Annotated in this window: 14 protein-coding genes and 3 tRNA genes; 10 read left to right on the forward strand and 7 right to left on the reverse strand. The window is 64.0% G+C overall.

The annotated features are described in order from the left end of the window. Window positions 1–53 precede the first annotated feature (53 nt). From RBA40_RS24445 to RBA40_RS24455, 3 genes are all read right to left on the reverse strand, one after another. Window positions 54–130, reverse strand: a tRNA-Arg gene (locus RBA40_RS24445). Window positions 131–270: 140 nt separating this feature from the next. Beyond that, window positions 271–347: transfer RNA gene (locus tag RBA40_RS24450), tRNA-Arg, on the reverse strand. 138 nt (window positions 348–485) lie between these two features. Further along, window positions 486–562 (reverse strand) — tRNA-Arg (locus RBA40_RS24455). Between the two features lie 234 nt (window positions 563–796). On the opposite strand from RBA40_RS24455, the gene RBA40_RS24460 reads away from it, so the two are divergent. Then, window positions 797–4,702 carry a two-component regulator propeller domain-containing protein gene (locus tag RBA40_RS24460; protein WP_306650701.1) on the forward strand — a complete coding sequence of 1,302 codons (3,906 nt, stop codon included), beginning with the start codon at window positions 797–799 and terminating at the stop codon, window positions 4,700–4,702. A 38-nt stretch (window positions 4,703–4,740) separates the two neighbouring features. Here the strand turns inward: RBA40_RS24460 and RBA40_RS24465 are convergent, their stop codons facing one another. Beyond that, the gene (locus tag RBA40_RS24465; RefSeq protein ID WP_306650703.1) at window positions 4,741–5,826 is read right to left on the reverse strand and encodes a DUF4034 domain-containing protein; all 1,086 of its coding nucleotides are present in this window, start codon (window positions 5,824–5,826) and stop codon (window positions 4,741–4,743) included. A gap of 201 nt (window positions 5,827–6,027) precedes the next feature. Between RBA40_RS24465 and RBA40_RS24470 the strand changes: the two genes are divergently transcribed. Together RBA40_RS24470 and RBA40_RS24475 are read left to right on the forward strand one after the other, a co-directional pair. Further along, entirely contained in the window at window positions 6,028–7,173 is a 1,146-nt protein-coding gene (locus RBA40_RS24470; protein ID WP_306650705.1) for an alpha-hydroxy acid oxidase, read from the forward strand. 133 nt (window positions 7,174–7,306) lie between these two features. Further along, complete coding sequence (locus RBA40_RS24475; RefSeq protein WP_306650706.1) at window positions 7,307–8,434, forward strand: serine hydrolase domain-containing protein; 1,128 nt, start codon at window positions 7,307–7,309, stop codon at window positions 8,432–8,434. Between the two features lie 82 nt (window positions 8,435–8,516). On the opposite strand, the gene RBA40_RS24480 is transcribed toward RBA40_RS24475, so the two are convergent. Together RBA40_RS24480 and RBA40_RS24485 are read right to left on the reverse strand one after the other, a co-directional pair. Continuing rightward, window positions 8,517–9,461, reverse strand: coding sequence for a D-2-hydroxyacid dehydrogenase (locus RBA40_RS24480; protein ID WP_306650707.1), 945 nt, complete (start codon window positions 9,459–9,461; stop codon window positions 8,517–8,519). 1 nt (window position 9,462) lies between these two features. Next, window positions 9,463–10,380, reverse strand: coding sequence for a LysR family transcriptional regulator (locus RBA40_RS24485; protein ID WP_099878656.1), 918 nt, complete (start codon window positions 10,378–10,380; stop codon window positions 9,463–9,465). Window positions 10,381–10,513: 133 nt separating this feature from the next. Here RBA40_RS24485 and RBA40_RS24490 point away from each other — a divergent pair, with 133 nt between their 5' ends. From RBA40_RS24490 to RBA40_RS24520, 7 genes are all read left to right on the forward strand, one after another. Then, entirely contained in the window at window positions 10,514–10,708 is a 195-nt protein-coding gene (locus RBA40_RS24490) for a hypothetical protein (protein ID WP_099878658.1), read from the forward strand. Then, window positions 10,705–11,550 (forward strand): alpha/beta hydrolase, encoded by an 846-nt coding sequence (locus tag RBA40_RS24495; RefSeq protein WP_306650709.1) that lies wholly within the window; start codon window positions 10,705–10,707, stop codon window positions 11,548–11,550. The genes RBA40_RS24490 and RBA40_RS24495 overlap by 4 nt, the downstream gene beginning before the upstream one ends. A gap of 165 nt (window positions 11,551–11,715) precedes the next feature. Then, window positions 11,716–12,984: an efflux RND transporter periplasmic adaptor subunit gene (locus tag RBA40_RS24500; RefSeq protein ID WP_306650710.1), complete on the forward strand. Its 1,269-nt coding sequence runs from the start codon at window positions 11,716–11,718 to the stop codon at window positions 12,982–12,984. Between the two features lie 5 nt (window positions 12,985–12,989). Then, window positions 12,990–16,166 (forward strand): efflux RND transporter permease subunit, encoded by a 3,177-nt coding sequence (locus RBA40_RS24505; protein WP_306650711.1) that lies wholly within the window; start codon window positions 12,990–12,992, stop codon window positions 16,164–16,166. Between the two features lie 8 nt (window positions 16,167–16,174). Then, window positions 16,175–17,620: an efflux transporter outer membrane subunit gene (locus RBA40_RS24510; protein WP_306650825.1), complete on the forward strand. Its 1,446-nt coding sequence runs from the start codon at window positions 16,175–16,177 to the stop codon at window positions 17,618–17,620. Window positions 17,621–17,723: 103 nt separating this feature from the next. Next, complete coding sequence (locus RBA40_RS24515; protein WP_306650712.1) at window positions 17,724–18,305, forward strand: sigma-70 family RNA polymerase sigma factor; 582 nt, start codon at window positions 17,724–17,726, stop codon at window positions 18,303–18,305. Beyond that, window positions 18,292–19,317: a hypothetical protein gene (locus RBA40_RS24520; RefSeq protein WP_306650713.1), complete on the forward strand. Its 1,026-nt coding sequence runs from the start codon at window positions 18,292–18,294 to the stop codon at window positions 19,315–19,317. Before RBA40_RS24515 ends, RBA40_RS24520 begins: the two co-directional genes overlap by 14 nt. 6 nt (window positions 19,318–19,323) lie before the next feature. On the opposite strand, the gene RBA40_RS24525 is transcribed toward RBA40_RS24520, so the two are convergent. Then, window positions 19,324–22,200, reverse strand: a complete 2,877-nt coding sequence (locus RBA40_RS24525) for a DUF2135 domain-containing protein (RefSeq protein ID WP_306650714.1) — start codon at window positions 22,198–22,200, stop codon at window positions 19,324–19,326. Window positions 22,201–22,221 lie beyond the last annotated feature (21 nt).

Raw genomic sequence — 22,221 nt, forward strand, 5'->3', positions numbered from 1 at the left:
AAAGAAAAAGGGCCCGGGGATTTCTCCCCGGACCCTTCGTCCTTACGAATTTCTGGTGCGGCTGGCAGGAATTGAACCCACGACCCCTTGGTTCGTAGCCAAGTACTCTATCCAGCTGAGCTACAGCCGCAGAAGCAAAGATTATAGCAGCCGATTTTGAAATTACCAAATCTTCCTGAGAAGGTTGCAGGAAACAGCCGAATAAAAAAATGGCGCCTCAAAGAAAAAGGGCCTGTAAATTTCTATACAGGCCCTTCGTCATACGAATTTTGGTGCGGCTGGCAGGAATTGAACCCACGACCCCTTGGTTCGTAGCCAAGTACTCTATCCAGCTGAGCTACAGCCGCGCAAGCGAATATTATAGCAGCGCATTTTTGATTTGCCAAATCTTCCAGAGGATATTGCTGGATGGGGCCAAATAAAAAAGCTCCACACAGAAAAAGGGCCTGCAAATTTCTTTACAGGCCCTTCATCATGACGAATTTTGGTGCGGCTGGCAGGAATTGAACCCACGACCCCTTGGTTCGTAGCCAAGTACTCTATCCAGCTGAGCTACAGCCGCGTAAGCAAATATTATAGCAGCTTCACCCTGTTTTCGGAACCTTGATTTGCTGGCTCGTTCTTTCCTGGCGCTTCTACCACTCTTCAGATCGCTTGTATTTCCGAAGAAGGCGCTATTGTAGGGGCGCCTGCGTTGTTTGTCCAGAGGGGAAACAGAAAGAGGACAACAGCAAGTAATTGTCATCCCCGGCCGGGCATCTGTTAGATTACTCCTATTGCTGCGTGGAACGCCCGAATGAAGCTCCAATTCACCACCCGCCCGAACGCGATGCTGTCCCGGCTGGCCCTGGCCTGGGTGCTGGGGGGGGCGTGCATGGGCGCGGCGCTCGCGTCGCCGGTGCGCAGCCTGCGCTTCGAGCATATCGGGCTCGAACAGGGTTTGTCGCAGGAATCGGTGCAAAGCATCCTGCAGGACCGCCAGGGCTTCATGTGGTTCGGCACCCAGGCGGGCCTGAACCGCTATGACGGCTACCGCATGACCGTCTTCAAGAACGACCCGGCCGATGCTGGCAGCATCGCCGACAACTACATCTCCGCGTCCTTCGAGGATGACAAGGGGCGCCTCTGGTTCGGTACCAAGGGTGGCCTGATCCGCTACGAGCGCAGCATGCAGAAATTCGTCCGCTACGCCAGCGCCGGCAGTGAGCCGGCCGGCTTGAACAACCGCGCGGTGTCGGCCATCGTCAGCGACGGGCGCGGCGGCCTGTGGCTGGCCACCGGCGAAGGGCTCAAACACTTCGACCCGGCCACCGGCCGCTTTGCCACCACGCGCCACGATCCGGCCGACGCGGCCAGCCTGAGCGACGACCGGGTCAACTCCCTGGCGCGCGATACCGATGGCAGCCTGTGGGTCGGCACCGCGCGGGGCCTGGACCGGCTCGCGCCAGGCGCGCGGCGGTTCGAGCGCTTTACCCTCGCCGCGCCGCAGGAGGCCGCGCGCAACCAGGTGCTGTCGCTCTCGCTCGGACCGAACCGCACCTTATGGATCGGCACCGGCGCCGGTCTGCACGCGTGGCGGCTGGGCGGGGCGGCGCCGTCACGGCGCCAGATCGGCAAGGACGACGGCGTCGGCGCGGTGCGCGTGGTATCGCTGTATCACGATCCCAAGGGCGGCCTGTGGGTCGGCACCGAACTCGATGGCCTGCTGTGGCGCGATACCGCCAGCGACAGGTTTGTCAGCTACCGCCACCAGCCGCTGGACCGTCATTCGCTGTCGGATAACCGGATCGCGGCCAGCTTCCTCGACCGCAGCGGCACCTTGTGGGTCGGCAGCTGGTTCGGTGGCGTCAACCGGGTCGATATCGCCAGCGGCGGCTTCAACCGGCTTGCGCATATCGCGGACGATCCCGCCAGCCTCAGTTCGAACAAGATCCGCACCATTGCGGCCGACGGCAAGGACACGCTGTGGCTGGGCACGACCGGCGGCGGCGTCAACCGGCTGGACGTGGCCAGCGCGACGGTCACGCGGCTGCTGCCCGGCCAGCTGGTGACCGCGCTGGCGGTGGCGCCCGATCGCGTGTGGGTCGGCACGCCCAGCGGCTTGTCGTGGATCGACAAGCAAAGCGGGCGCTCCACGCCGCTGCCGATTGGGGTGGACGCCACCACGTCCTACATCCAGCGCCTGATGATCGACCGCGCCGGCATGCTGTGGGTGCTCACGCGCGGCGGCGTGCTGCGCTACGATCCGGCCAGCGGCAGCCGGAGCGGCTGGCACCACGATCCGGACAACCCGCACAGCCTGGGCGAGAACCACGGCTTCGCGATGCTCGAAGACCGCCAGGGCTTCATCTGGATCGGCACCGACAACGGCCTCGAACGGCTGGACCGGGCCACCAGCCGCTTTACTCATTACCGCTATAACCCGGCCGATCCGGCCAGCCTGCGCCATAGCCGCATCTATTATCTGTTCGAGTCGCGCAAGGGGCAGCTCTGGGTCGGCACGGCGGGCGGCCTGCACCGGGTCGAAACCGGTGCGGACGGGCAGGTTCGCTTTCGCTTCTTTGCGCTCAATGGCGCCGCCGCTTCCGATCCGATCGGCGCCATCCTGGAAGACGATGCGGGCATGCTGTGGGTCAGCAGCACCGCCGGCCTGGCGCGCCTCGACCCGTCCAACGGGCAGGTCAAGCGCTACACCTCCAAGGACGGCCTGACCGATGGCTCGTACTTTGTCGGCGCGGCCGCGCGCCTGGGCGACGGCAGCCTGCACTTCGGCGGCATCAACGGCCTGACCTCGTTCCGGCCCGAGGCGATCCGCGAAAACCCGTACCCGCCGGCGGTAGTGATCACCGACTTCCTGATCTTCAACCGCCCCCTGCGCGCGGGCCAGAAGCTCGATGGCATCACCTTCGACGGCCCGATCGAGGATGCGAAATCGATCACGCTGTCGCACCGCGACACGGTGCTGTCGCTGGAATTCGCGGCCCTGCATTTTGCCGATCCCCAGCGCAACCGCTACCTTTACCAGCTCGAAGGCTTCGACCAGGGCTGGGTCAGCACCGACGCCGGCAAGCGCTTTGCCACCTATACCAATCTCGATCCGGGGCAGTACGTGTTCCGCGTCCGGGCCAGCAACAAGGACGGCGTATGGAGCGAGGCGCCCACCGCGCTGGCGATCACCATCACGCCGCCGGCCTGGAAAACGTGGTGGTTCCGCATGATACTGGCGCTGCTGGGGCTAGGCCTGGGTTATGCGCTGATGCGTGTGCGGGTGCGCGCGCTGGTGCAGCAAAAATTCCTTCTCGAACGCCAGGTCGGTACCCGCACCGCCGAATTGCAGCTGCAGAAGGACTCGGTCGAACGCCAGAAGGTGGAAGTCGAACACGCGCACCGTAACATCGCGCTCCTGAGCGAGATCGGGCGCAAGCTGACCGCCAAACTCGATAGCGAATCGATCATGCTGATGCTGTACGCGCACGTCAATGAGTTGATGGATGCGAGCGTGTTCGGCATCGGCCTGTATCGTCCCGAGCGCGCCAGCATCGATTATCCGTTTGCGATCGAGGGTGGCAAGCGCTATGCGCCGTATTCGCGCAGCATGGACAATCCGAACCAGCTTGCGGTGTGGTGCATCGTGAACGAGCGCGATGTGTTCATCAATGACCTGGAAAAGGAGTACGGCAACTACATCACCGACCTGTCGCTCACGTCCAGCGAAGACAATCTGGGCACGCTCGAAGACGGCTCGCTGCCGACGCCACCGCGCTCGCTGCTGTACGTGCCGATCGCGGTCAATGGCCGCATGCTGGGCGTGGTGTCGGTGCACAGCTACGTCGAGAATGCCTACGAGCGCATTCACCTCGACATGCTGCGCACGCTCGCCTCGTATGTCGGCGTGGCCTTCGATAACGCCGACGCCTATCGCCAGCTGCAGGATGCGCAAACGCAGCTGGTATCGCAGGAAAAGCTGGCGGCGCTCGGTTCGCTGGTGGCCGGCGTGGCGCATGAACTGAACACCCCGATCGGCAACAGCCTGCTGATGGCCAGCACGCTGCAGGAGAAGACCACAGAGATCGCGCAGAAGTTCGACGGCGCCAGCATCCGCCGCTCCGAACTGAAGGTATTCATCGATGCGTCGCAGGAGGCGGCGGAGCTGATCATGCGCAGCCTGTTCAACGCGGCCGACCTGCTCAACAGCTTCAAGCAGGTGGCGGTGGACCAGGCCAGTGCGAAGCGGCGCCGCTTTCATCTGGAGCAGGCGACGCACGAAATCGTCGCCACCATGATGAACCAGGTGCGCAAGGCCGGCCACACGCTGGAGCTGGAGCTGGAGCCGGACATCGAGATGGAGAGCTATCCGGGACCGTTCGGACAGGTGATGATCAACCTGATTAATAACGCGATGCTGCATGCGTTCGAGGGCCGCAGCGGCGGGGCGATGACGGTGACGGCCACGCGGCAGGGCACGGAGCGGGTACTGGTGACCTTCCATGACGACGGCGTGGGCATCCCGGCCGAACACCAGGCGCGCATCTTCGATCCGTTTTTTACGACCAAGATGGGGCAGGGCGGCTCGGGACTGGGTTTGAATATCACCTACAACATCGTCACGTCGCTGCTGGAGGGGAGCATCCGCGTCGAGAGCAGCGCGGAGCGCGGCACGACCTTCTTCATCGACCTGCCGCTGCGCGTGGCGCCGCTATAGTTCTGTCCAAGGGACCCGCGAAGGCAGGCGGGCCGCGCTCAATCGCACTCCACGTAGCCGGTTTCTGCATGCACGAAGCAGCTTGGCAGCTTCCCGGTGTCGCTGTGTTTGGCCAGGGCCTTGCAATAGGCGTAGTTGCGCTTGGTTCCCCAGAACCTCGGATCGACGTCGTCGCCCAGCACGTCGAGCTGCTGCTTGAGGTACTTCGCATCCTTGGCGAGGCAGGCGAACGTGCCGAGATAGTTTCTTGTGCGATTTTCAGGGAAGGTGGCCAGGATATCCTCGAACCCGGTCTTCATTCTGGGCCAGCTGACCTCGCCGGATGTGAACATGGCCGACGATCGCGAGTACGACCAGTGCAGGCGAGTGTACATGGTTTGTCCGAGCCGTTCCCTGGTCAGTTCGACCGCGCGCTCGACGACGTCGCTGAACTCCTCCCTGGATCCGTACCACATTTTCGCGTAGTAGTTCGCTTTGTTAAAATGCAGATCCATATAGTAGGGATCGAGGGCGACCCCCTTGTCGTACAGTGCGTCGATCGTTTGCCCCGTCGCTCCCTGCGCCATGCCAACGCTCAGCATGCCCGCATACCAAGCCGGGTTGGTCTTGTGGGCCGGGGCCAGAGCATCGAGCTGAGCCTTGGCCGATGCGTTCCGCAGATTGAACAGTTTCCACGCCTCCGGGCTCACTGTGGATACGTAACCGTCTCCCCGCGCATGCCAGCCGTGGCTGGAGGTGAAGAACGCCAACGCCAGTCTGGGCGCGGGCGACTTGGGCGACGCCTTGCTCCATGCGCGCAACGAGGCCTCTTGGGCCAGTGCTTTGTTGTCCGTTTCGGATGCTGTACCACAGCCATCAAACGACTGCGCAATGCCATGGAAATACGCCTGCAGCGTGGAGACGCTATCGTCAGTCCTCGACTTTTCTTTCAGATATCTGGCGTACAAGGCGTCCAGTTTTTTATAGTCTTTTTTGTCAAAAAGCGCCCGCACCTCGTCAGAGACAAAATTCGTCGGCCGCACGCGCTTGATTATCGGGCATTCCGCGTACGCCGACTGCATGGACGCCAGCAGCACGACGGCACATGCTAAAGCGCGGGAGAGATATTGCCAGGATGGGGTCATCGGGAATCCGGAGTGGGCAGACGGCGTGTGTCCGCCAATGTGAGGTAAGGCATCGTGTCCGATGTACTATTGAGTATCTGGCAAGCATTTTACAGTGCGCCGCATCGCCGTCGTCAATCTGCTCGCTCCAGAGCGTTGCGCACAATTGCCCATTTGAAGTGGCGCTGTTAAAAACCACACCGCCCATACGACAAGGATTGCATGACCATCATCACGACGATTGAAGATTTGCGGGTACTGGCACGCAAGCGCGTGCCGCGCATGTTTTACGACTATGCCGACGCCGGTTCGTGGACCGAATCGACCTACCGCGCCAACAGCGACGATTTTGCGAAGATCAAATTCCGCCAGCGGGTGGCGGTCAACCTGGTCGACCGCACCACGCGCACCACGATGGTGGGGCAGGAGGTGGCGATGCCGGTGGCGCTGGCACCCACCGGCCTGACCGGCATGCAGCATGCGGATGGCGAAATCCTGGCCGCGCGCGCCGCCGAACGCTTCGGCGTGCCGTTCACCTTGTCGACGATGAGCATCTGTTCGATCGAGGATGTGGCGGCCCATACCACCAAACCGTTCTGGTTCCAGCTGTACGTGATGAAGGACCGCGAATTCATCAACCGCCTGATCGACCGCGCCAAGGCGGCGCGCTGTTCGGCGCTGGTGCTCACGCTCGACTTGCAGGTGCTGGGCCAGCGCCACAAGGATATCCGCAACGGCATGACGGCACCACCGAAAATGACGCTGGCGAACATCGTGAACCTGATGACCAAGCCGCGCTGGTGCATGCGCATCCTGCGCACGCCGCGGCGCGGCTTCGGCAATATCGTCGGCCATGCCAGCGACGTGACGGACATGTCGTCATTGTCGGCGTGGACCTCGCAGCAGTTCGACCCGGCGCTGTCCTGGGCCGACGTGGAATGGATCAAGCAGCGCTGGGGCGGAAAGCTGATCATCAAGGGCATCATGGATGCCGAGGATGCGCGCCTGGCGCTTGACTCCGGGGCCGACGCGCTGATCGTGTCGAACCACGGCGGACGACAGCTCGATGGCGCCCAGTCGAGCATCGGCGCGCTGCCGGCCATCGTGGAGGCGGTGGGCAAGCGCATCGAGGTGCACATGGATGGCGGCGTGCGCTCGGGGCAGGACGTGATCCGGGCGCTGGCACTCGGCGCCAAGGGCGTCTATATCGGTCGGCCGTTCCTGTACGGCCTGGGAGCGATGGGCGAGCAGGGCGTGACCAGGTGCCTGGAGATCATCCGTAACGAACTCGATCTGACGATGGCGTTTTGCGGCTTGCGCGACGTGAACGACGTCGACCAGCGCATTCTGCTGCCCGGAACCTTCTGAACGCTGTCATTGGCGCACGCCGCACATCCTTGCCGGCGTCGGCCAATCCCCGACAAGCTGCGATGTAAATATACCGACAGGCGGCCGCTTCCTCATGCATAATAAGTTGATAACAATATGACGGAGACATAACTTGCTTACTCGACGTGAACTGCTTGGATTGGCGTTACTCGGACCTTGGCTGGGTGGATGCGGCGGGGGCGACAATCCGGGCCCGAACAGCGCAACGCACAGAGGGCTCGAGCTGCCGATTGCGACCAATATCGCCGATGACGACTGGCCGCTTTCCACGCCAGCGAGCCAGGGCATTCCCGCTGCCGCCATGCAAACGCTGCTCGATGAAGGCGCCGCCCACACCTTTTTGTATGGCATGCTGGTCGTGCGCAATGGACAATTGATCGGCGAGCGATACTACAACGGCGGCAAGTCGTCGGATCTGCGCAGCGTCGCTTCAGTTAGCAAGTCGGTCAGCAGCATGCTGATTGGCCAGACGCTTGCCGCCGGCATGATCGCCAGCACTGCGGACACGCTGGGCAAGCTGCTGCCGAAGGAGCTGGCCACGACGCCGAATGCGTATGCCGCCGGGATCACCCTGCAGCAGCTTCTCGACATGTGCGGCGGGCAGCAATGGGACGAAGCGACGCGCCAGCTCGATGCCACGGGCGCTCCGGACATGACGGCGTTTGCGCTTGGACTGCCTTCCGATGGCAAGGGAGCGGGCAAGGTGTGGAATTACACCACCGCCTCCTCGCATCTGATGTCGCCCATTTTGCGCAACGCTAACGGCGTTGACGCGCTTGCGCTCGCGACCAGCAAATTGTTCCAACCCCTCGGCATCGAAAGGTCGGCCTGGTCGCGCGATGCCAGCGGCATGGTGCATGGCTCGTTCGGCCTGCAGCTGCGCACCCGGGACCTGATGAAACTGGCGTGGATGGCCTTGCAAGGCGGGCAATGGAAGGGCAGCACGGTGGTTCCGGCAGCCTGGTTGACCGACAGCTTCACGCCGCATGTGAAGGGACTGGGCGATTTGGGGGCGTTGAAGAAGATCGGCTACAGCAATCTGTGGTGGACGGGAACCATCGAAGGTCTCAGTGTGAACCTGGCCTGGGGTTATGGCGGACAGTTTGCGCTGCTCGTGCCGCAATTGAACATGGCCATCGCTACGGCATCGGAACTGAACCTGCCTTATAGCACGGCGGGCGTCAACGAGACCGCCATCCTGAACCTGATCGGCCGTTTCCTGCGCGCGGCCCAATCCTGACGCGGGGCATTGGCATTGGCATGGACGCGGGCGCGAGCCGGGCGCTTGCGGTGCGCACCCGGCCCGCCGGTTCAGGTCATTGTCATACGACGTTGAGGGGTTTGCCGGCCTCGAACGCCTCCACATTATCGATCAGCATATCGGCCAGGGTCTGCATCGCTCCAGAGCTGGCCCAGGCCACGTGCGGCGTCAGGATGAAATTCGGCAGCCGCAATGCCAGCAGCGGATTGTCCGGCGATGGCGGCTCCGTGCTCAATACGTCGAAACCGGCGCCACCGAGCACGCCGCCGGTCAGCGCGCTGGCCAGCGCCGCTTCGTCCACCAGGCCGCCGCGCGCCGTGTTGATCAGGAGGGCGCCAGGCTTCATGCGCGCCAGCTGCTCCGCCCCGATCATGTTGGCCGTCTGCGCGGTCAGCGGCAGGTGCAGGCTGACCACGTCGCTGGTGCGCAGCAGTTCGTCGAACGTGACCACCTCGACCTCACGGTCGTCCACCTTGGAGCGCGACACCACGCAGACGCGCATGCCGAAGGCGCGCCCGATGGCCGCCACCTTCTTGCCCAGCGCCCCGTAGCCGACGATGCCGAGCCGGCTGCCCGCCAGGTCGGCTATCGGATGGCCAAGCAGGCAAAACTGGCTCGACCTTTGCCAGTGCCCCGCATCCACGTCGGCGCCGTAGGCCTTCAGATTGCGGCGCAGGGCAAGAATGAGGCTGAAACAGTGCTCCGGCACCGACACCAGCGAGTAGTCGCGGATATTCGATACCACGATGCCGCGCGCGCGGCAGGCGTCGAGATCGACGTTGTTGGTGCCGGTGGCGGAAATGGCCACCATTTTCAGGTCCGGCAGCTGCGCGATGTCGGCAGCCCTCAGCGGTACCTTGTTGGTGATGGCGATCGTGGCGCCGCGCAGTCGCTCCACCACGTCGCCCGCTTCGGTGGCGGCGTGCTCGCGCCACACATGCCCGAACGCGGGGGGGCGCACGTACGCCTTGAGACTGTCGCGGTCCAGAAAAACGATCGTATGCATGTCAGAGCCTTTGCAGTTGCAGTTGTGGATAGGTGAGGAACAGGTCGGCGACCCATTCGACGAACACGCGCACCTTGGCCGACAGGTGGCGGTTCTGAGGGTACACCACGTTGATCGGCAGCGGGGTGCTGGTCCAGTCGGCGAGGACGATTTCCAGCGTGCCGGCGGCGACCATCGATTCGGCCATGAAGCTCGACATCTGTACCAGCCCCAGTCCCTGCATGCCGGCTCTCATATACGCGGTCGAATCGTTGACGGCCAGGCAGGCCGGGGCCGCGATGTTGATCACTTCATCGCCGCGCGCGAAATCCCAGTCGTAGGTCTTGCCGGTCTTGGTGGAAAAGTAGTTGATGCAGCGGTGGCTGGCCAGGTCGTTCGGGTGCGTGGGGCGCCCATGCTGGTTCAGGTACGCGGGCGTGGCGCAGGTGACGAAATGCAGAACGCCGACGCGGCGCGCGATCAGGGCCGAATCGGGCAGGTTGCCGCCGCGGATGGCGCAATCGACGCCTTCTTCGATCAGGTCGACCGGACGGTCGCTGCATCCGAGGTCGACGCGGATGTCCGGGTAGCGATGGAAAAAGTCGGACAGCGCGGGAATCAGGAGGTCGTTGGCGATGCCGCTCGATACATCCACCCGCAGCCGTCCGCTCGGATTGGCACGGTTGCGCGAGAGCGATTCCTCGGCTTCGCGCACATCCGACAGGATGCGCAGGCAGCGCTCGTAGTAGGCGGCGCCGTCGGCGGTCACGCTCACATGGCGCGTTGTGCGGTGCAACAACTTGACTTCGAGCGCCAGTTCCAGCGCCTGCACCAGGGTCGAGACGGTGGCCTTGGGCAGCTGCATGTTCTCCGCCGCGCGCGTGAATCCCCCGGCGTCGACGACCTGCACGAACACCTCCATCGCTTGCAATTTATTCATATTCCTCCGTATTGTTCAGAATACTGAACAATCAATTCGCTCTTGCCCTCTTTATCAGATTGTAGAACAAGTTTAAAGTGACCGTACTGCATCAAAGGATGTAGGGACAACTGGAAGGAAAGGGGAACTTTTTATGCGTTATCAAAAAGCAATCATGATGGTCGCGACACTCGCGATGGCGATGCTGACGCTGACCGGTACCGCCCTGACCGACCAGTTTCCGCAGGCGGCGAGCGCCGAGAGCGTCGGTTTTGACGCACTCGCACATGACCTGTTCGGCGGCGCGCTGATGGCCAGCGCCGACGAAGAAGCGGGAGTGGCGGAATGAATCCCGTGGACGCGCCGGTGCAGCTGAAAATCCGCGACCTGGAGGTTGCGGGGGCCGAAGGCCCGCTGGCTGCGCGTCTGTATGCGGGCGGCGACGCCGGCGCCAAGAAGGATGGCCTGATCGTGTTCTTCCACAGCGGCGGCTTTGTCGGCGGCGACCTCGATGACGCCGACGAATTCCTGCGCCACCTGGCCAGCTGCTCGAGCCAGTACCTGGTGCTGGCATCGTGCTACACCCTGGCGACCGAGCGGCCGTTTCCCGCCGCCGCCGAAGATGCGCACGCGGTGCTGGCCTGGGCCAAGAAGCACAAGGCCAAGCTGGGATGGAGCGGCAAGCGCCTGGTGGTGTCGGGGATCGAGGCAGGCGCCAATCTGGCCGCGGTGTGCACGCTGATTGCGCGCGACCGGGGCGGCCCGGCACTGGCCGGCCAGATCCTGATCATGCCGATGCTCGACCCGGGCCTGTCGACCTGCTCGATGCGCGAGATTCCGCAGGACGCCACCCAGGCCGGCGTGGCCGACAGCTGCGCCGCGAGCTACCGCGGCTACCTGCCCAATGCCGCCGACCGCACGCACCCGTATGCGTCGCCGCTGCAATCGAGCCGGCTCAAGAACCTGCCGCCGGCCCTGATCCTGTCGGCCGAAGACGACCCATTACGCGACGAGGCTGAACAATACGGCGCCAAGCTGACCACCTGCGGCGTCACCACCACGGTCAAGCGGATGGCGCCAGCGCCGCTGCAAGACCCGGCCGCGCGCAACGAATGTGCCTGCAAGGCCGTTGCGCTGCATGAAATCGGTAATTTTTTACACGGCCTGGACGCCCCGCCCAGCCCATCCTGACATAGCGCGTCACCAGTAACACCACACCAGTTAATCCCGTGCAGCTGCGCTGAGAGACCCTCGCCGCAGCGTACGGACCCTTTTCGCCGTTCGCAAGGCAGCAGGTCGCTGTAGCCCAGCTTACCGCCTGATTTATTAAATATTTTCATATTAAAGAGGAAAAAAATGAAAACCACTAATCGATTAATGACCTTCGCCCGGCCGCTGGCCGCCGCGATGGCACTGGCGGGGCTGGCGGCGCTGGCCGGTTGTGAAGATGCGAACAGCAAGGCCCAGCCGGCAGCGCCAGCAGGTCCGCCGATCACCGCCGCCACCGTGATCGAACGCTCGGTCAACGAGACCCAGGAGTTTTCGGGCCGCCTGGAAGCGGTCGACCGGGTCGACATCCGTGCGCGCGTCAATGGCTTCATCACGTCGGTGAACTTCAAGCCGGGCAGCGTCGTCAAGAAGGGCGACATCCTGTTCGTGATCGACCCGCGTCCGTACCAGGCCGAAGCGAATCGCGCCGAAGCGGCCGTCAGCTCGGCGCGCGCGCGCGCCGACCTGGCCAAGCTCGAACTGGCCCGCGCCGAGCGCCTGCTGGGCGACAAGGCGATCGCGCAACGCGAGTTCGACGAAAAGGCTTCGGGCCTGAAGGAACTGGACGCCAACGTGCGCGCGGCCCAGGCCTCGCTCGAAGCGGCGCGCCTGAACCTGAGCTACACCAATGTGCACGCGCCGATCGGCGGGCGCGTCTCGAAAGCCGAAGTCACCACCGGTAACCTGGTCGATGGCACGGTGATCCTGACCTCGGTCGTGTCGAGCAATCCGATCTACGCCACCTTCGACGGCGACGAAGATACCTACCTGCGCGTCGGCCGCGTGGCCCAGAAGGGCGCGACGGTGCCGGTCAAGATCGGCCTGGCCAACGAAAGCGGCTTCCCGCACGAAGGCAAGCTCGAATTCGTCGACAACCGCCTCGATTCGGCCACCGGCAGCGTTCGCATGCGCGCGATGTTCGACAACACCGACAACACGCTCGTTCCCGGCCTGTTCGCACGCGTTCAATTGAGCGGTAGCGACAGCACGCAAGCGAAGACGGTCCTGATCAGCGACCGCGCCATCGGCACCGACCAGAACCGCAAATTCGTCTACGTGATCGGCGCCGACAGCAAGGCCGAATACCGCGCCGTGACGCTCGGCCCGTCCATCGACGGCCTGCGCGTGGTGCGCAGCGGCGTCAAGCCGGGCGAGAAGATCGTCGTCAATGGCCTGCAGCGCGTGCAGCCGGGCGCGCCGGTGACGGCCCAGATCGTGGCGATGGACCAGGACAGCAAGACGCCGCAAGCAAAGGCTGACGATACCAAGACGGCGGAACCGAAGGCCGCCGATGCCAAGGCCGAGGTCAAGGCCGAGCTCAAGGTCGCCGACGCATCGGCTAAAACCAAGGAATAATTCACATGAACTTTTCACGATTCTTTATCGACCGGCCGATTTTCGCGGCCGTCCTGTCGATCATCATATTCGTGGCCGGCCTGCTGTCGATCTTCGCACTGCCGATCTCCGAATACCCTGACGTGGTGCCGCCATCGGTGGTGGTGCGTGCGCAGTATCCTGGCGCGAACCCGAAAGTGATCGCCGAAACCGTCGCCGCGCCGTTGGAAGAGCAGATCAACGGCGTCGAAAACATGCTGTACATGTCGTCGCAGAACACCTCGGACGGCTCGCTGATGCTGACCGTGACGTTCAAGGTCGGCACCGACGTCGAACAGGCCGAGTCGCAGGTGCAGAACCGGATCCAGCGTGCCTTGCCGCGCCTGCCCGAGGAAGTGCGCCAGATCGGCGTGACCGCCGTGAAAAGCTCGCCCAACCTGACCATGGTGGTTCACCTGGTCTCGCCAACGGGCCGCTACGACGACGTCTACCTGCGCAACTACGCGGTGCTGAACGTGAAAGACCAGCTGGCCCGCATCCCGGGAATGGGCGACACCCAGCTGTTCGGCGCGGGCGACTACGCCATGCGCATCTGGCTCGACCCGCAGAAGGTGGCGGCACGCGGCATGACCGCGTCCGACGTGGTGGCAGCGGTGCGCGAGCAGAACGTGCAGGTCGCCGCCGGCGTGATCGGCGCCTCGCCGTCGAAAGGCGCCGAGTTCCAGCTGACCGTTAACACCCAGGGCCGTTTGACCTCGGTCGAGGAATTCGGCGACATCATCGTGCGCACCGGTTCCGACGGCGCCATTACCCACTTGAAGGATGTGGCGCGGCTTGAACTGGGATCGAATTCCTACTCCCTGCGCGCTCTGCTGAACAACAAGTCGGCCGCCGCCATCGGTATTTTCGAAGCGCCGGGCGCCAATGCGCTGCAGCTGTCGTCCGACGTACGCGCCAAGATGGCGGAACTGAAGAAAGACTTCCCCGAGGGCGTCGACTTCAGCGTGGAATACGATCCGACCCAGTTCGTGCGCGCATCGATCAAATCGGTGATCCATACCCTGCTAGAAGCGGTGGCGCTGGTGGTGCTGGTCGTGATCATCTTCCTGCAGACCTGGCGCGCATCGATCATTCCGCTGCTGGCCGTACCGGTATCGATCATCGGCACCTTTGCGGTGATGCTGGGCTTCGGCTTTTCGATCAACACGCTGTCGCTGTTCGGGCTTGTGCTGGCCATCGGTATCGTGGTCGATGACGCCATCGTCGTGGTGGAGAACGTGGAACGCAATATCGCAGCCGGCTTGACCCCGCGCGACGCGACTGTGCAGGCGATGAAAGAGGTGAGCGGTCCGATCATCGCCATCGCCCTGGTGTTGTGCGCCGTGTTCGTGCCGATTGCGTTCGTGGCCGGCCTGTCGGGCCAGTTCTATCGCCAGTTTGCGCTGACGATCGCGATTTCGACCGTGATTTCGGCATTCAGCTCGCTGACCCTGTCGCCGGCACTTGCCGCCGCCTTGCTCAAGCCGCACCATGCGCCGAAAGATCGACTGACGCGCGTGATGGACAAGCTGTTCGGCCGTTTCTTCGCCTGGTTCAACCGCTTCTTCGGCCGCGCATCGACCAAGTATGAAGGTGGCGTGAATATCGTCCTGAAACGCAAGGGCATCTCGCTGATGGTGTACGCCGTGCTGGCCGTGGCCGCCGTGTTCATGTTCAAGGCGGTGCCGAGCGGCTTCGTGCCGGCCCAGGACAAGCAGTACCTGGTCGGTTTCGCCCAGCTGCCCGATGCGGCCTCGCTGGACCGTACCGATGCCGTGATTCGCCAGATGTCCGACATCGTGGCCAAGGTTCCCGGCGTGGAATCGTCAATCGCCTTCCCAGGCCTGTCGATCAACGACTTCACCAATGCGCCTAACGCCGGCATCGTGTTCGTCACGCTCAAGTCGTTCGAAGAGCGCACCGGCAAGGGCCTGTCCGGTCCCGAAATCGCGGCGGAAGTCAATAAACGCCTGGGCGCCATCCAGGACGCCTTCATCATGGTGTTCCCGCCACCGCCGGTCAATGGCCTTGGCACGGTCGGCGGCTTCAAGATGATGATCGAGGACCGCGGCAACGTGGGCTACGACGAGTTGTACAAGGCGACGCAGGCGGTGCAGATGAAAGCCTGGCAGGACCCGCAGCTCGCTGGCATATTCTCCAGCTTCCAGATCAACGTGCCGCAGCTGTTCGCGGACGTCGACAAGGTCAAGGCCAAGCAGCTTGGCGTGCCGCTGACGACGATCTACCAGACCTTGCAGATCAATCTGGGCTCGCTGTACGTGAACGACTTTAACCAGTTTGGCCGTACCTACCAGGTGCGGGTGCAGGCCGATGCGCCGTTCCGCTCGCATGCCGACCAGATTGCCCAGCTCAAGGTCCGTAACGACAAGGGCGAGATGATTCCTCTGTCGTCGCTGATGCGCATCAAGGATACCTATGGCCCTGACCGCGTGCAGCGCTACAACGCCTACGTGTCGGCCGACTTGAACGGCGGCCCGGCTCCTGGCGTCTCGTCCGGCCAGGCGCAGGCTGCCCTCGAGAAGATCGTTGCCGAAGTGCTGCCGAAAGGCGTGTCGTACGAATGGACCGAACTGACCTACCAGGAGATTTTGTCGGGTAACACGATGGTGCTGGTATTCCCGCTGTGCGTACTGCTGGTGTTCCTGGTACTCGCTGCCCAGTACGAAAGCTGGACCCTGCCGCTGGCGGTGATCCTGATCGTGCCGATGTCGATCCTGTGCGCGCTCATTGGCGTCAAGCTGACCGGTGGCGACAACAACATCTTTACCCAGATCGCGCTGTTCGTGCTGGTCGGGCTGGCGTCGAAGAATGCGATTCTGATCGTCGAATTCGCCCGCGAACTCGAAGACCATGGCCGCACCATCGTCGAAGCGGCGCTGGAATCGTGCCGCCTGCGTCTGCGTCCGATCCTGATGACGTCGATCGCGTTCATCATGGGCGTGGTACCGCTGGTGTTTTCGAGCGGCGCCGGCGCCGAGATGCGCCATGCGATGGGCGTGGCGGTATTCGGCGGCATGCTGGGCGTGACCTTCTTCGGTCTATTCCTTACGCCGGTGTTCTATGTGCTGCTGCGTACCTTCGCCAAGAAGATGGAAAAGAAATCAAGCGTGGCAGTGCCTGCGCATCTGGAAGGAGCAGTGTAATGACTGATATGACGAGAACCATCACCAGGCGCATTGCGCCTCTGCTGGCGGCGCTGCTGCTGGTAGCCTGTTCCAGCGTGCCGGAACTGAAAGCGCCAGCGCTCGACATGCCATCGAGCTTCAAGGAGTCGTCCGAACCGCTGCAAGCGGCCGACGGCACCCGCTGGAAGGTGGCCCAGCCGGCCGAAGGGCAGGCGCGCGGCGAGTGGTGGCTGGCGTTTAACGACGCCAACCTGACCGCCCTGATCAAGGAAGCGGCCGACGCCAACGCCAGTCTGGCGGTGGCCGCGGCGCGGGTGAAGCAGGCCAGGGCGCTGGCCGGCCTGTCTGCGGCGGACCGTTCGCCGCAGGTGGGGGCGGGCATGGGCGCGCAGCGCAGCCGTAATTCCGGCGTGTCGCGCGGCCTGGCCGACGATGCGGCGGTCGCTCCCGGCAATGTGTACCAGGCCAGGCTGACGGCCAGCTACGAGCTCGATCTGTTCGGCCGCGTGGCCGCCAACGTCAGCGCCTCGCGCGCCGATGCCGAGGCATCCGAGGCGACCTACAAGTCGGTGCTGCTGGCCTTGCAGGCCGATGTGGCGCAGACCTACTTCAAGCTGCGCGAAACGGACGCCGAACTGGCGACCCTGGCGCGCACGGTGGACCTGCGCACGCAAAGCGTGAAGGTGAACCAGAGCCGTTACGACAATGGCGACATCGGCGAATTCGACCTGGCCCGCTCCAGGACCGAACTGTCGACGGTGAAGGCCGAGGCGATCGGCTTGCAGCGTCAGCGCGTGCAGTACGAGCATGCGCTGGCGGTGCTGCTGGGGAAACCGGCGGCCATGTTCAGTGCCGACGTCAACCCGCTGGTGGAGTCGGCGCTGCTGCCGGCCATTCCGGCCGGGCTGCCATCGAAGCTGCTTGAGCGCCGTCCCGACATCACCGCCGCCCAGCGCGCGATGATCGCTGCGAACGCCCGCATCGGCGTAGCTAAAACGGCGATGTATCCGTCCCTGAGCCTGACCGGCGGTTTGGGCACCGAGTCTGGCAGCGGCGGCAATCTGTTCAACTGGAGTGCGCGTTCGTGGGTACTGGGCGCACTGCTGTCGATGCCGATCATCGACGGTGGCCGCAACAAGGCCAATATCGCGCGCAGCGAAGCGGTGCTGGAGGAATCGGTCGCAACCTACCGCCAGAACGTGCTGGTGGCCTTTGCCGAAGTCGAGGACAACCTGGCCGGCCTGCGCATCCTGGCTGGCCAGACGGAGCAAATCGACGCGGCGGTGGTGTCGGCACGCCGTTCGGCCGACCTGGCGCAGAAGCTGTACCAGGCGGGCCGTTCGAGTTATCTGGACCTGCTCGACGCCCAGCGCAACCTGGCCGCGGTGGAACGTAACGCGGTCCAGCTGCGGGGCGACCGTGCCGTGACCACCGTAGCGCTGATCCGCTCCCTGGGCGGCGGCTGGCAGTAAGCATCAAAGTAGGCATCAAGTAAGCATCCCACCCTCGTATTGCCGCGGCGTTTCACGCCGCGGCAATTGCGTATTCACAGGGCAGGCCATACAATGGCCGCACATGCCCGCCACCCTACAAGACGAGCAGCTGATGCTGCGCTACCGCGATGGCGACCTGGTCGCCTTCGAGGAGCTCTATCGCCGTCACCATGCGGGCCTGTACCGCTTCGTCGCCTGGCGTTCGCCGCGCGCGGACTGGGTCGACGAGATCGTGCAGGACAGCTGGATCAACCTGCATCATGCGCGCAGCCGCTACGAGCCGCAGGCGGCGTTTCGCACCTATTTGTACCAGATCGCCCGCAATCGCCTGCTCGACCTGCTGCGCCAGCAGCAACCGCTGCTGGCTGCGGAACTGGGCAGCGGCACGGATGGCCGCGACGTATTTGACTCGCTGGCCGATGCGGCGCACGATGTGGTTTCGCCCGACGTCGCGCTGGAACAGAAGCAGCAGCACGACAGCCTGCACCTGGCACTGGCCGGTTTGCCGAGCGAGCAGAAAGAGGCGCTGGTACTGCAGCAGTTTTGCGGCATGAGCCTTGAAGATATCGCCGCGGTGGTGGCAGCGCCGGTGGAAACGGTCAAGAGCCGGTTGCGCTACGCGATGCGCAAACTGCGCGAAGGGAGCCTGAGTGAACAACGATGACATGAGCGACGAGGAGTTCGACGCCTTCCTGCGTGGGGAAGACGATCTGTCGCGCCGTCTGCAGGGGTTGACCCAGCCCGCTTCCAGCCCGAAGCTCAATGCGGCGATCCTCGGATATGTGAAAGCCGGGCTGGCGCAAGAGGCGCGTCCGGCCGCGGCCAATGACGCCACCGGTGGCGAGGCGTCGCCACGGCTGGCGCCAGGCCTGGGCAGGCGCTGGCGCATACCGGCCGGGATTGCGGCGGGCGTGCTCGCCGGGGTACTGGGACACCAGTTGTACCGGGGTGGCGGGACACCGGCGGAGAACGCAATGGTGGCAGCGGCGGACGAGCAGGAGCGGCCTGCCGCAGCGATGGCGCCGGAGCCAGCGTCAGCGGTGGTTGCCGAAATGGCGCCCACGCCACCACAAGCAGTCGCACTTCCACAAGCGCCGGCAGCGCGACCGGCAGCGCCGGTGGCGATGGCCGCCGCACCATCAGCGGAACAACCTTCGCCAGAGGCGAGTGCCCGTGCGCCGTCAGCACAATCAACGCCGCCAGTGATCGCAGCGGCGCCGCCAGTGCCGCCACCTGCCGCGCCGGAGCAGTTCAAATCCGCCCAACCGCCGTCCGCTGCGGACGAGGCCATGGCCAGAGCCGGTTTTGAGGCGAAACAGCGAGTGGTGGATGACTATGCTGTAGCACAATCGAGAGCACGGGTAGAACGGGAAACTGCGGCGGACCTTCCGGCACTGAAAATGGCTGCGGCTCCACCGTCCGAACGGATTTCAGGGAATGTAGTGTCGTCGAACCGTACGGCACCCGCGGCAAAGAAAGCCACGGCCGCGCCACGCGCGGATCAGGAAGCTGCGCACGCCAAGCGGGCGCGCGACTGGCTGTCGGTGATCGACGCCATGCTCAAGGCCGACCTGAAAGACGACGCGCTGGCCGAGTGGACCAAGTTCCGCGTCGCCTATCCCAACCATCCGGTGCCAGACGAGATGCTGGCCCGGATCGCAGCAATCAAGCGTTGAGACTCATCAAGGCTTGACCTCGAATTCGCCCACAAACACCGTTTCGCTGCGCTCTTTCAGGCGCAGCGTAATGGACTGCTCTTTCTGGCGCGGCGTACCGAACGCGGTAAACAGCTTGACCTGCAAGGTCGTGGCGCCCGCCACCACCTGCTGGCTGTTGCCGTAGTAGTTTGCCTCGATCCGGTATTTTCCTGGCGCGGCGCGGCGCAGCGAAAACTCCTCCGGCCCGTAGCCTCCGGTGAAATCGTTCGACATGCGCGCGCCCCGGCTCGACATCCGGTTCTCATAGCTCGATCTTTCGCCGTCCGGCGCGGTCACCCACAGGTCCATGTCGCTGTTGTCGGCGTCCCACGTGAGCAGCACGCGCAAGTCGAGCGGAAGGTTGGCGCGCAGGCGCGGGTCGATGCGGCGCACGTCCAGCGGCTTTGCCGACGCCGCGACAATGGCGTTGATTTCAGCCAGGACGATGGTCTCGATATCCGGAAAACGGCCGTTCCAGGGGCGCTCGACGACCTCGTACAGCGTGTCGATCGCTTCCTGAGTGCGGCCGGTGGCCGCCAGCGCCAGGCCGAGGTCGCGCCAGGACTGCGGTTCTTCACCTGCCAGGCGCAGCACCTTTTCGAATACCGGCACCGCCAGTTGCGGCGCACCGGCCTGCAGCAGGCGATAGCCGAGGATGCGCAGCACCGCGCGGTTTTCCAGGTCCATCTCGGCCAGGTTGGACAGCACCCGCAGCGCCAGGTCGCGCTGGCCTTTCTCCAGCAGGATGTCGGCGGCGTCGAGGTAGAAGGCGCTGCTGTTGGCGTAGTCCGGTTTCTGGTCGAGATAGATGGCGTACGCGGTGCCCGGATCGGCGTCGCGCAAACGCCTGATGTAGGGCGCGTTCGGCACCCATTTTTTCAGGCCCATGCCGATAGCGGGCATGCTTTTCTCGCTCATTTTTTCACTCGTCAGTCTTTGCAATGCGGGCTTGAACGCCATCTTTGCATCCGCTGCCGGTGAAAACCTCGCCAGTTCGCCCGATACATTTGCCGCCAGTGGCGCGGAAGCCGCTGGCGCCGGCATCGCACCCCGCAGGTATCCCTGGCTGAACTCCGGCGCGGCCTTCGCCCGCGCGCGTGGGAACAAGGTATTCCACCATGCCGTGCGGTTCTGGAAACTCATCACTACCTCGTCAAGGTGCTTCACCCGCGCGGCGCGACGGTCGGCGCTGAGCAGCTCCTTGCGCTTGTGCCAGGCGTCAAGGTAGTCGGCCGGCGGCTCGATCTCGTAGCGCACATAGTCGTCAAGCGTCTCAAGCACGATCAGCGACGTATCCCGCGTCGGGATGCCGAAGCGGCGTCCGATGCGGGCAATTTCGGCGCGATGCAGGTCGGCGTCCGCTTCCAGCGCGCGCAGGCGCAGCGCCGCCCATGTCAATGCGGCCAGCGGATGCTGCGGCGCGTCGGCGCTCACCTGCAGTTTGACGATGTCGGTCTTTGCGCCGTTTGCCAGCGTGACGGACAAGGCGGCGTCGGGCGCAAGCAAGCGCCCTGCGATGCGCAGCATGCCGCCTTCGGCCGTGCCCGTGCCGACTTGAATGTCGGTCGCGCCGGTCGCCGACACATGTTCGACGCGCGCCGGCATGAACGTCAGCGCAGCGGTCATGCTGGCCGGTGCGCGCTGATCGATCCAGATGAACCGGCCGTGGTGGCGTTCAGCCAGCGCGGCAAGGCGGCCGGTATCGGCCGACGGCGACGAGGTCAGGGCAAACAGCGACTGGTGCGGCGCCAGCACGGGCGCTTTGCCCGCTCCGTAGTTGGACAGGCCGTCGCTGAAGAGCAGGTACTGGTCGACATCCGCGTCCGGCTTCCAGTCATTGAGTGCGCTGGCGCCGTCGTATCGGGTGCTTTCCAGCGCGCGCCGCAGTGCGCTCCAGTCGCCGCCACGGATATCGAACACTTGCCGTTCTTCCGGGCGGTCGCGCAAACGTGTCAGGCGCACTTGTACCGATCCGAGCGCGCGGAAGTACTGATCGAGGCTGGCCAGTTCGGCGTTGATGTCGCGTTTCTCGGCCGATCCGGAGCTATCCCACAACAGGCCGAGGATGTGCGCCGGCGTACGCCGCTCCATGGCTTGCGCAACCGGTATCTCGGCCAGGAACCACGATTCGCCGAGGCGTTTCTCCGTGTAGAGGCGCGCTTTGCTGCCGGTGCCGGTCTGGATAACGATGTTTCCGCTGGCCGTCACGTCCTGGCGCCGCATGTGGGCTTCGTATGCGCCCGCCCTGGATTCGAAATGCAGACCGGTTTCAAGGCCGTCCACCACTGGTGCCGTGGCGGCACCGTTCACGCGGATGGTCACGTCCATGTTGCGCACCTTTCCGTATTCAAGCGGCAGCCGGTAGGTGGACAGGCCGCCATTGTGGGGCAGCGCTTCACCGTAGGTCAGCTCCACCGTGCGCGTACGGCGCGCCATGATCGGATACACGCGCAGCTTGAAGTTGTTCCCCTGCGTGACTTCGAGCAGGGCCGGATCGACGCGGCGGCGGACGATTTCCTCGAACACGGCGCGGCCCCGCTCCTTTTCGACCGGAACCGCAGGGCGCATCTTGCCGCCGATATCGAGCGCGAAGGCGTTGATCTGCTGGCCCTCGAGCAGGGGGAACTGCAGATTGCCTTCGAGTTGGCGCGGGTTCGGGTTGTAGAACACCATGCGCACGGTGGTCTGGGCCATGTTGCCGCTGACGACGGCATTGACGGTCAGCTGCTGCAGCTCGATCGGCTGGGTCGCCGCTTGCGTCGGCATCAGGCGCACCGGCCGTGGCTCAGGCATGAACCGGGTTGCGTGGGTGAGGGGGCAGGCGAGCAACAGCAGCGCCGCGCTAAGGAATCGGTTGAACATGGCAAGCTCCGGTTGGCCGGT

Source organism: Massilia pseudoviolaceinigra (assembly GCF_030846505.1).
Taxonomy (GTDB): domain Bacteria; phylum Pseudomonadota; class Gammaproteobacteria; order Burkholderiales; family Burkholderiaceae_D; genus Telluria_A; species Telluria_A violaceinigra.

Bases quoted from the DNA above. Each gene is read 5' to 3' on its own strand.
- RBA40_RS24460 (WP_306650701.1), top strand. From the start codon at position 797: ATGAAGCTCCAATTCACCACCCGCCCGAACGCGATGCTGTCCCGGCTG.
- RBA40_RS24465 (WP_306650703.1), bottom strand. From the start codon at position 5,826: ATGACCCCATCCTGGCAATATCTCTCCCGCGCTTTAGCATGTGCCGTC.
- RBA40_RS24470 (WP_306650705.1), top strand. From the start codon at position 6,028: ATGACCATCATCACGACGATTGAAGATTTGCGGGTACTGGCACGCAAG.
- RBA40_RS24480 (WP_306650707.1), bottom strand. From the start codon at position 9,461: ATGCATACGATCGTTTTTCTGGACCGCGACAGTCTCAAGGCGTACGTG.
- RBA40_RS24485 (WP_099878656.1), bottom strand. From the start codon at position 10,380: ATGAATAAATTGCAAGCGATGGAGGTGTTCGTGCAGGTCGTCGACGCC.
- RBA40_RS24490 (WP_099878658.1), top strand. From the start codon at position 10,514: ATGCGTTATCAAAAAGCAATCATGATGGTCGCGACACTCGCGATGGCG.
- RBA40_RS24495 (WP_306650709.1), top strand. From the start codon at position 10,705: ATGAATCCCGTGGACGCGCCGGTGCAGCTGAAAATCCGCGACCTGGAG.
- RBA40_RS24500 (WP_306650710.1), top strand. From the start codon at position 11,716: ATGAAAACCACTAATCGATTAATGACCTTCGCCCGGCCGCTGGCCGCC.
- RBA40_RS24505 (WP_306650711.1), top strand. From the start codon at position 12,990: ATGAACTTTTCACGATTCTTTATCGACCGGCCGATTTTCGCGGCCGTC.
- RBA40_RS24510 (WP_306650825.1), top strand. From the start codon at position 16,175: ATGACGAGAACCATCACCAGGCGCATTGCGCCTCTGCTGGCGGCGCTG.
- RBA40_RS24515 (WP_306650712.1), top strand. From the start codon at position 17,724: ATGCCCGCCACCCTACAAGACGAGCAGCTGATGCTGCGCTACCGCGAT.
- RBA40_RS24525 (WP_306650714.1), bottom strand. From the start codon at position 22,200: ATGTTCAACCGATTCCTTAGCGCGGCGCTGCTGTTGCTCGCCTGCCCC.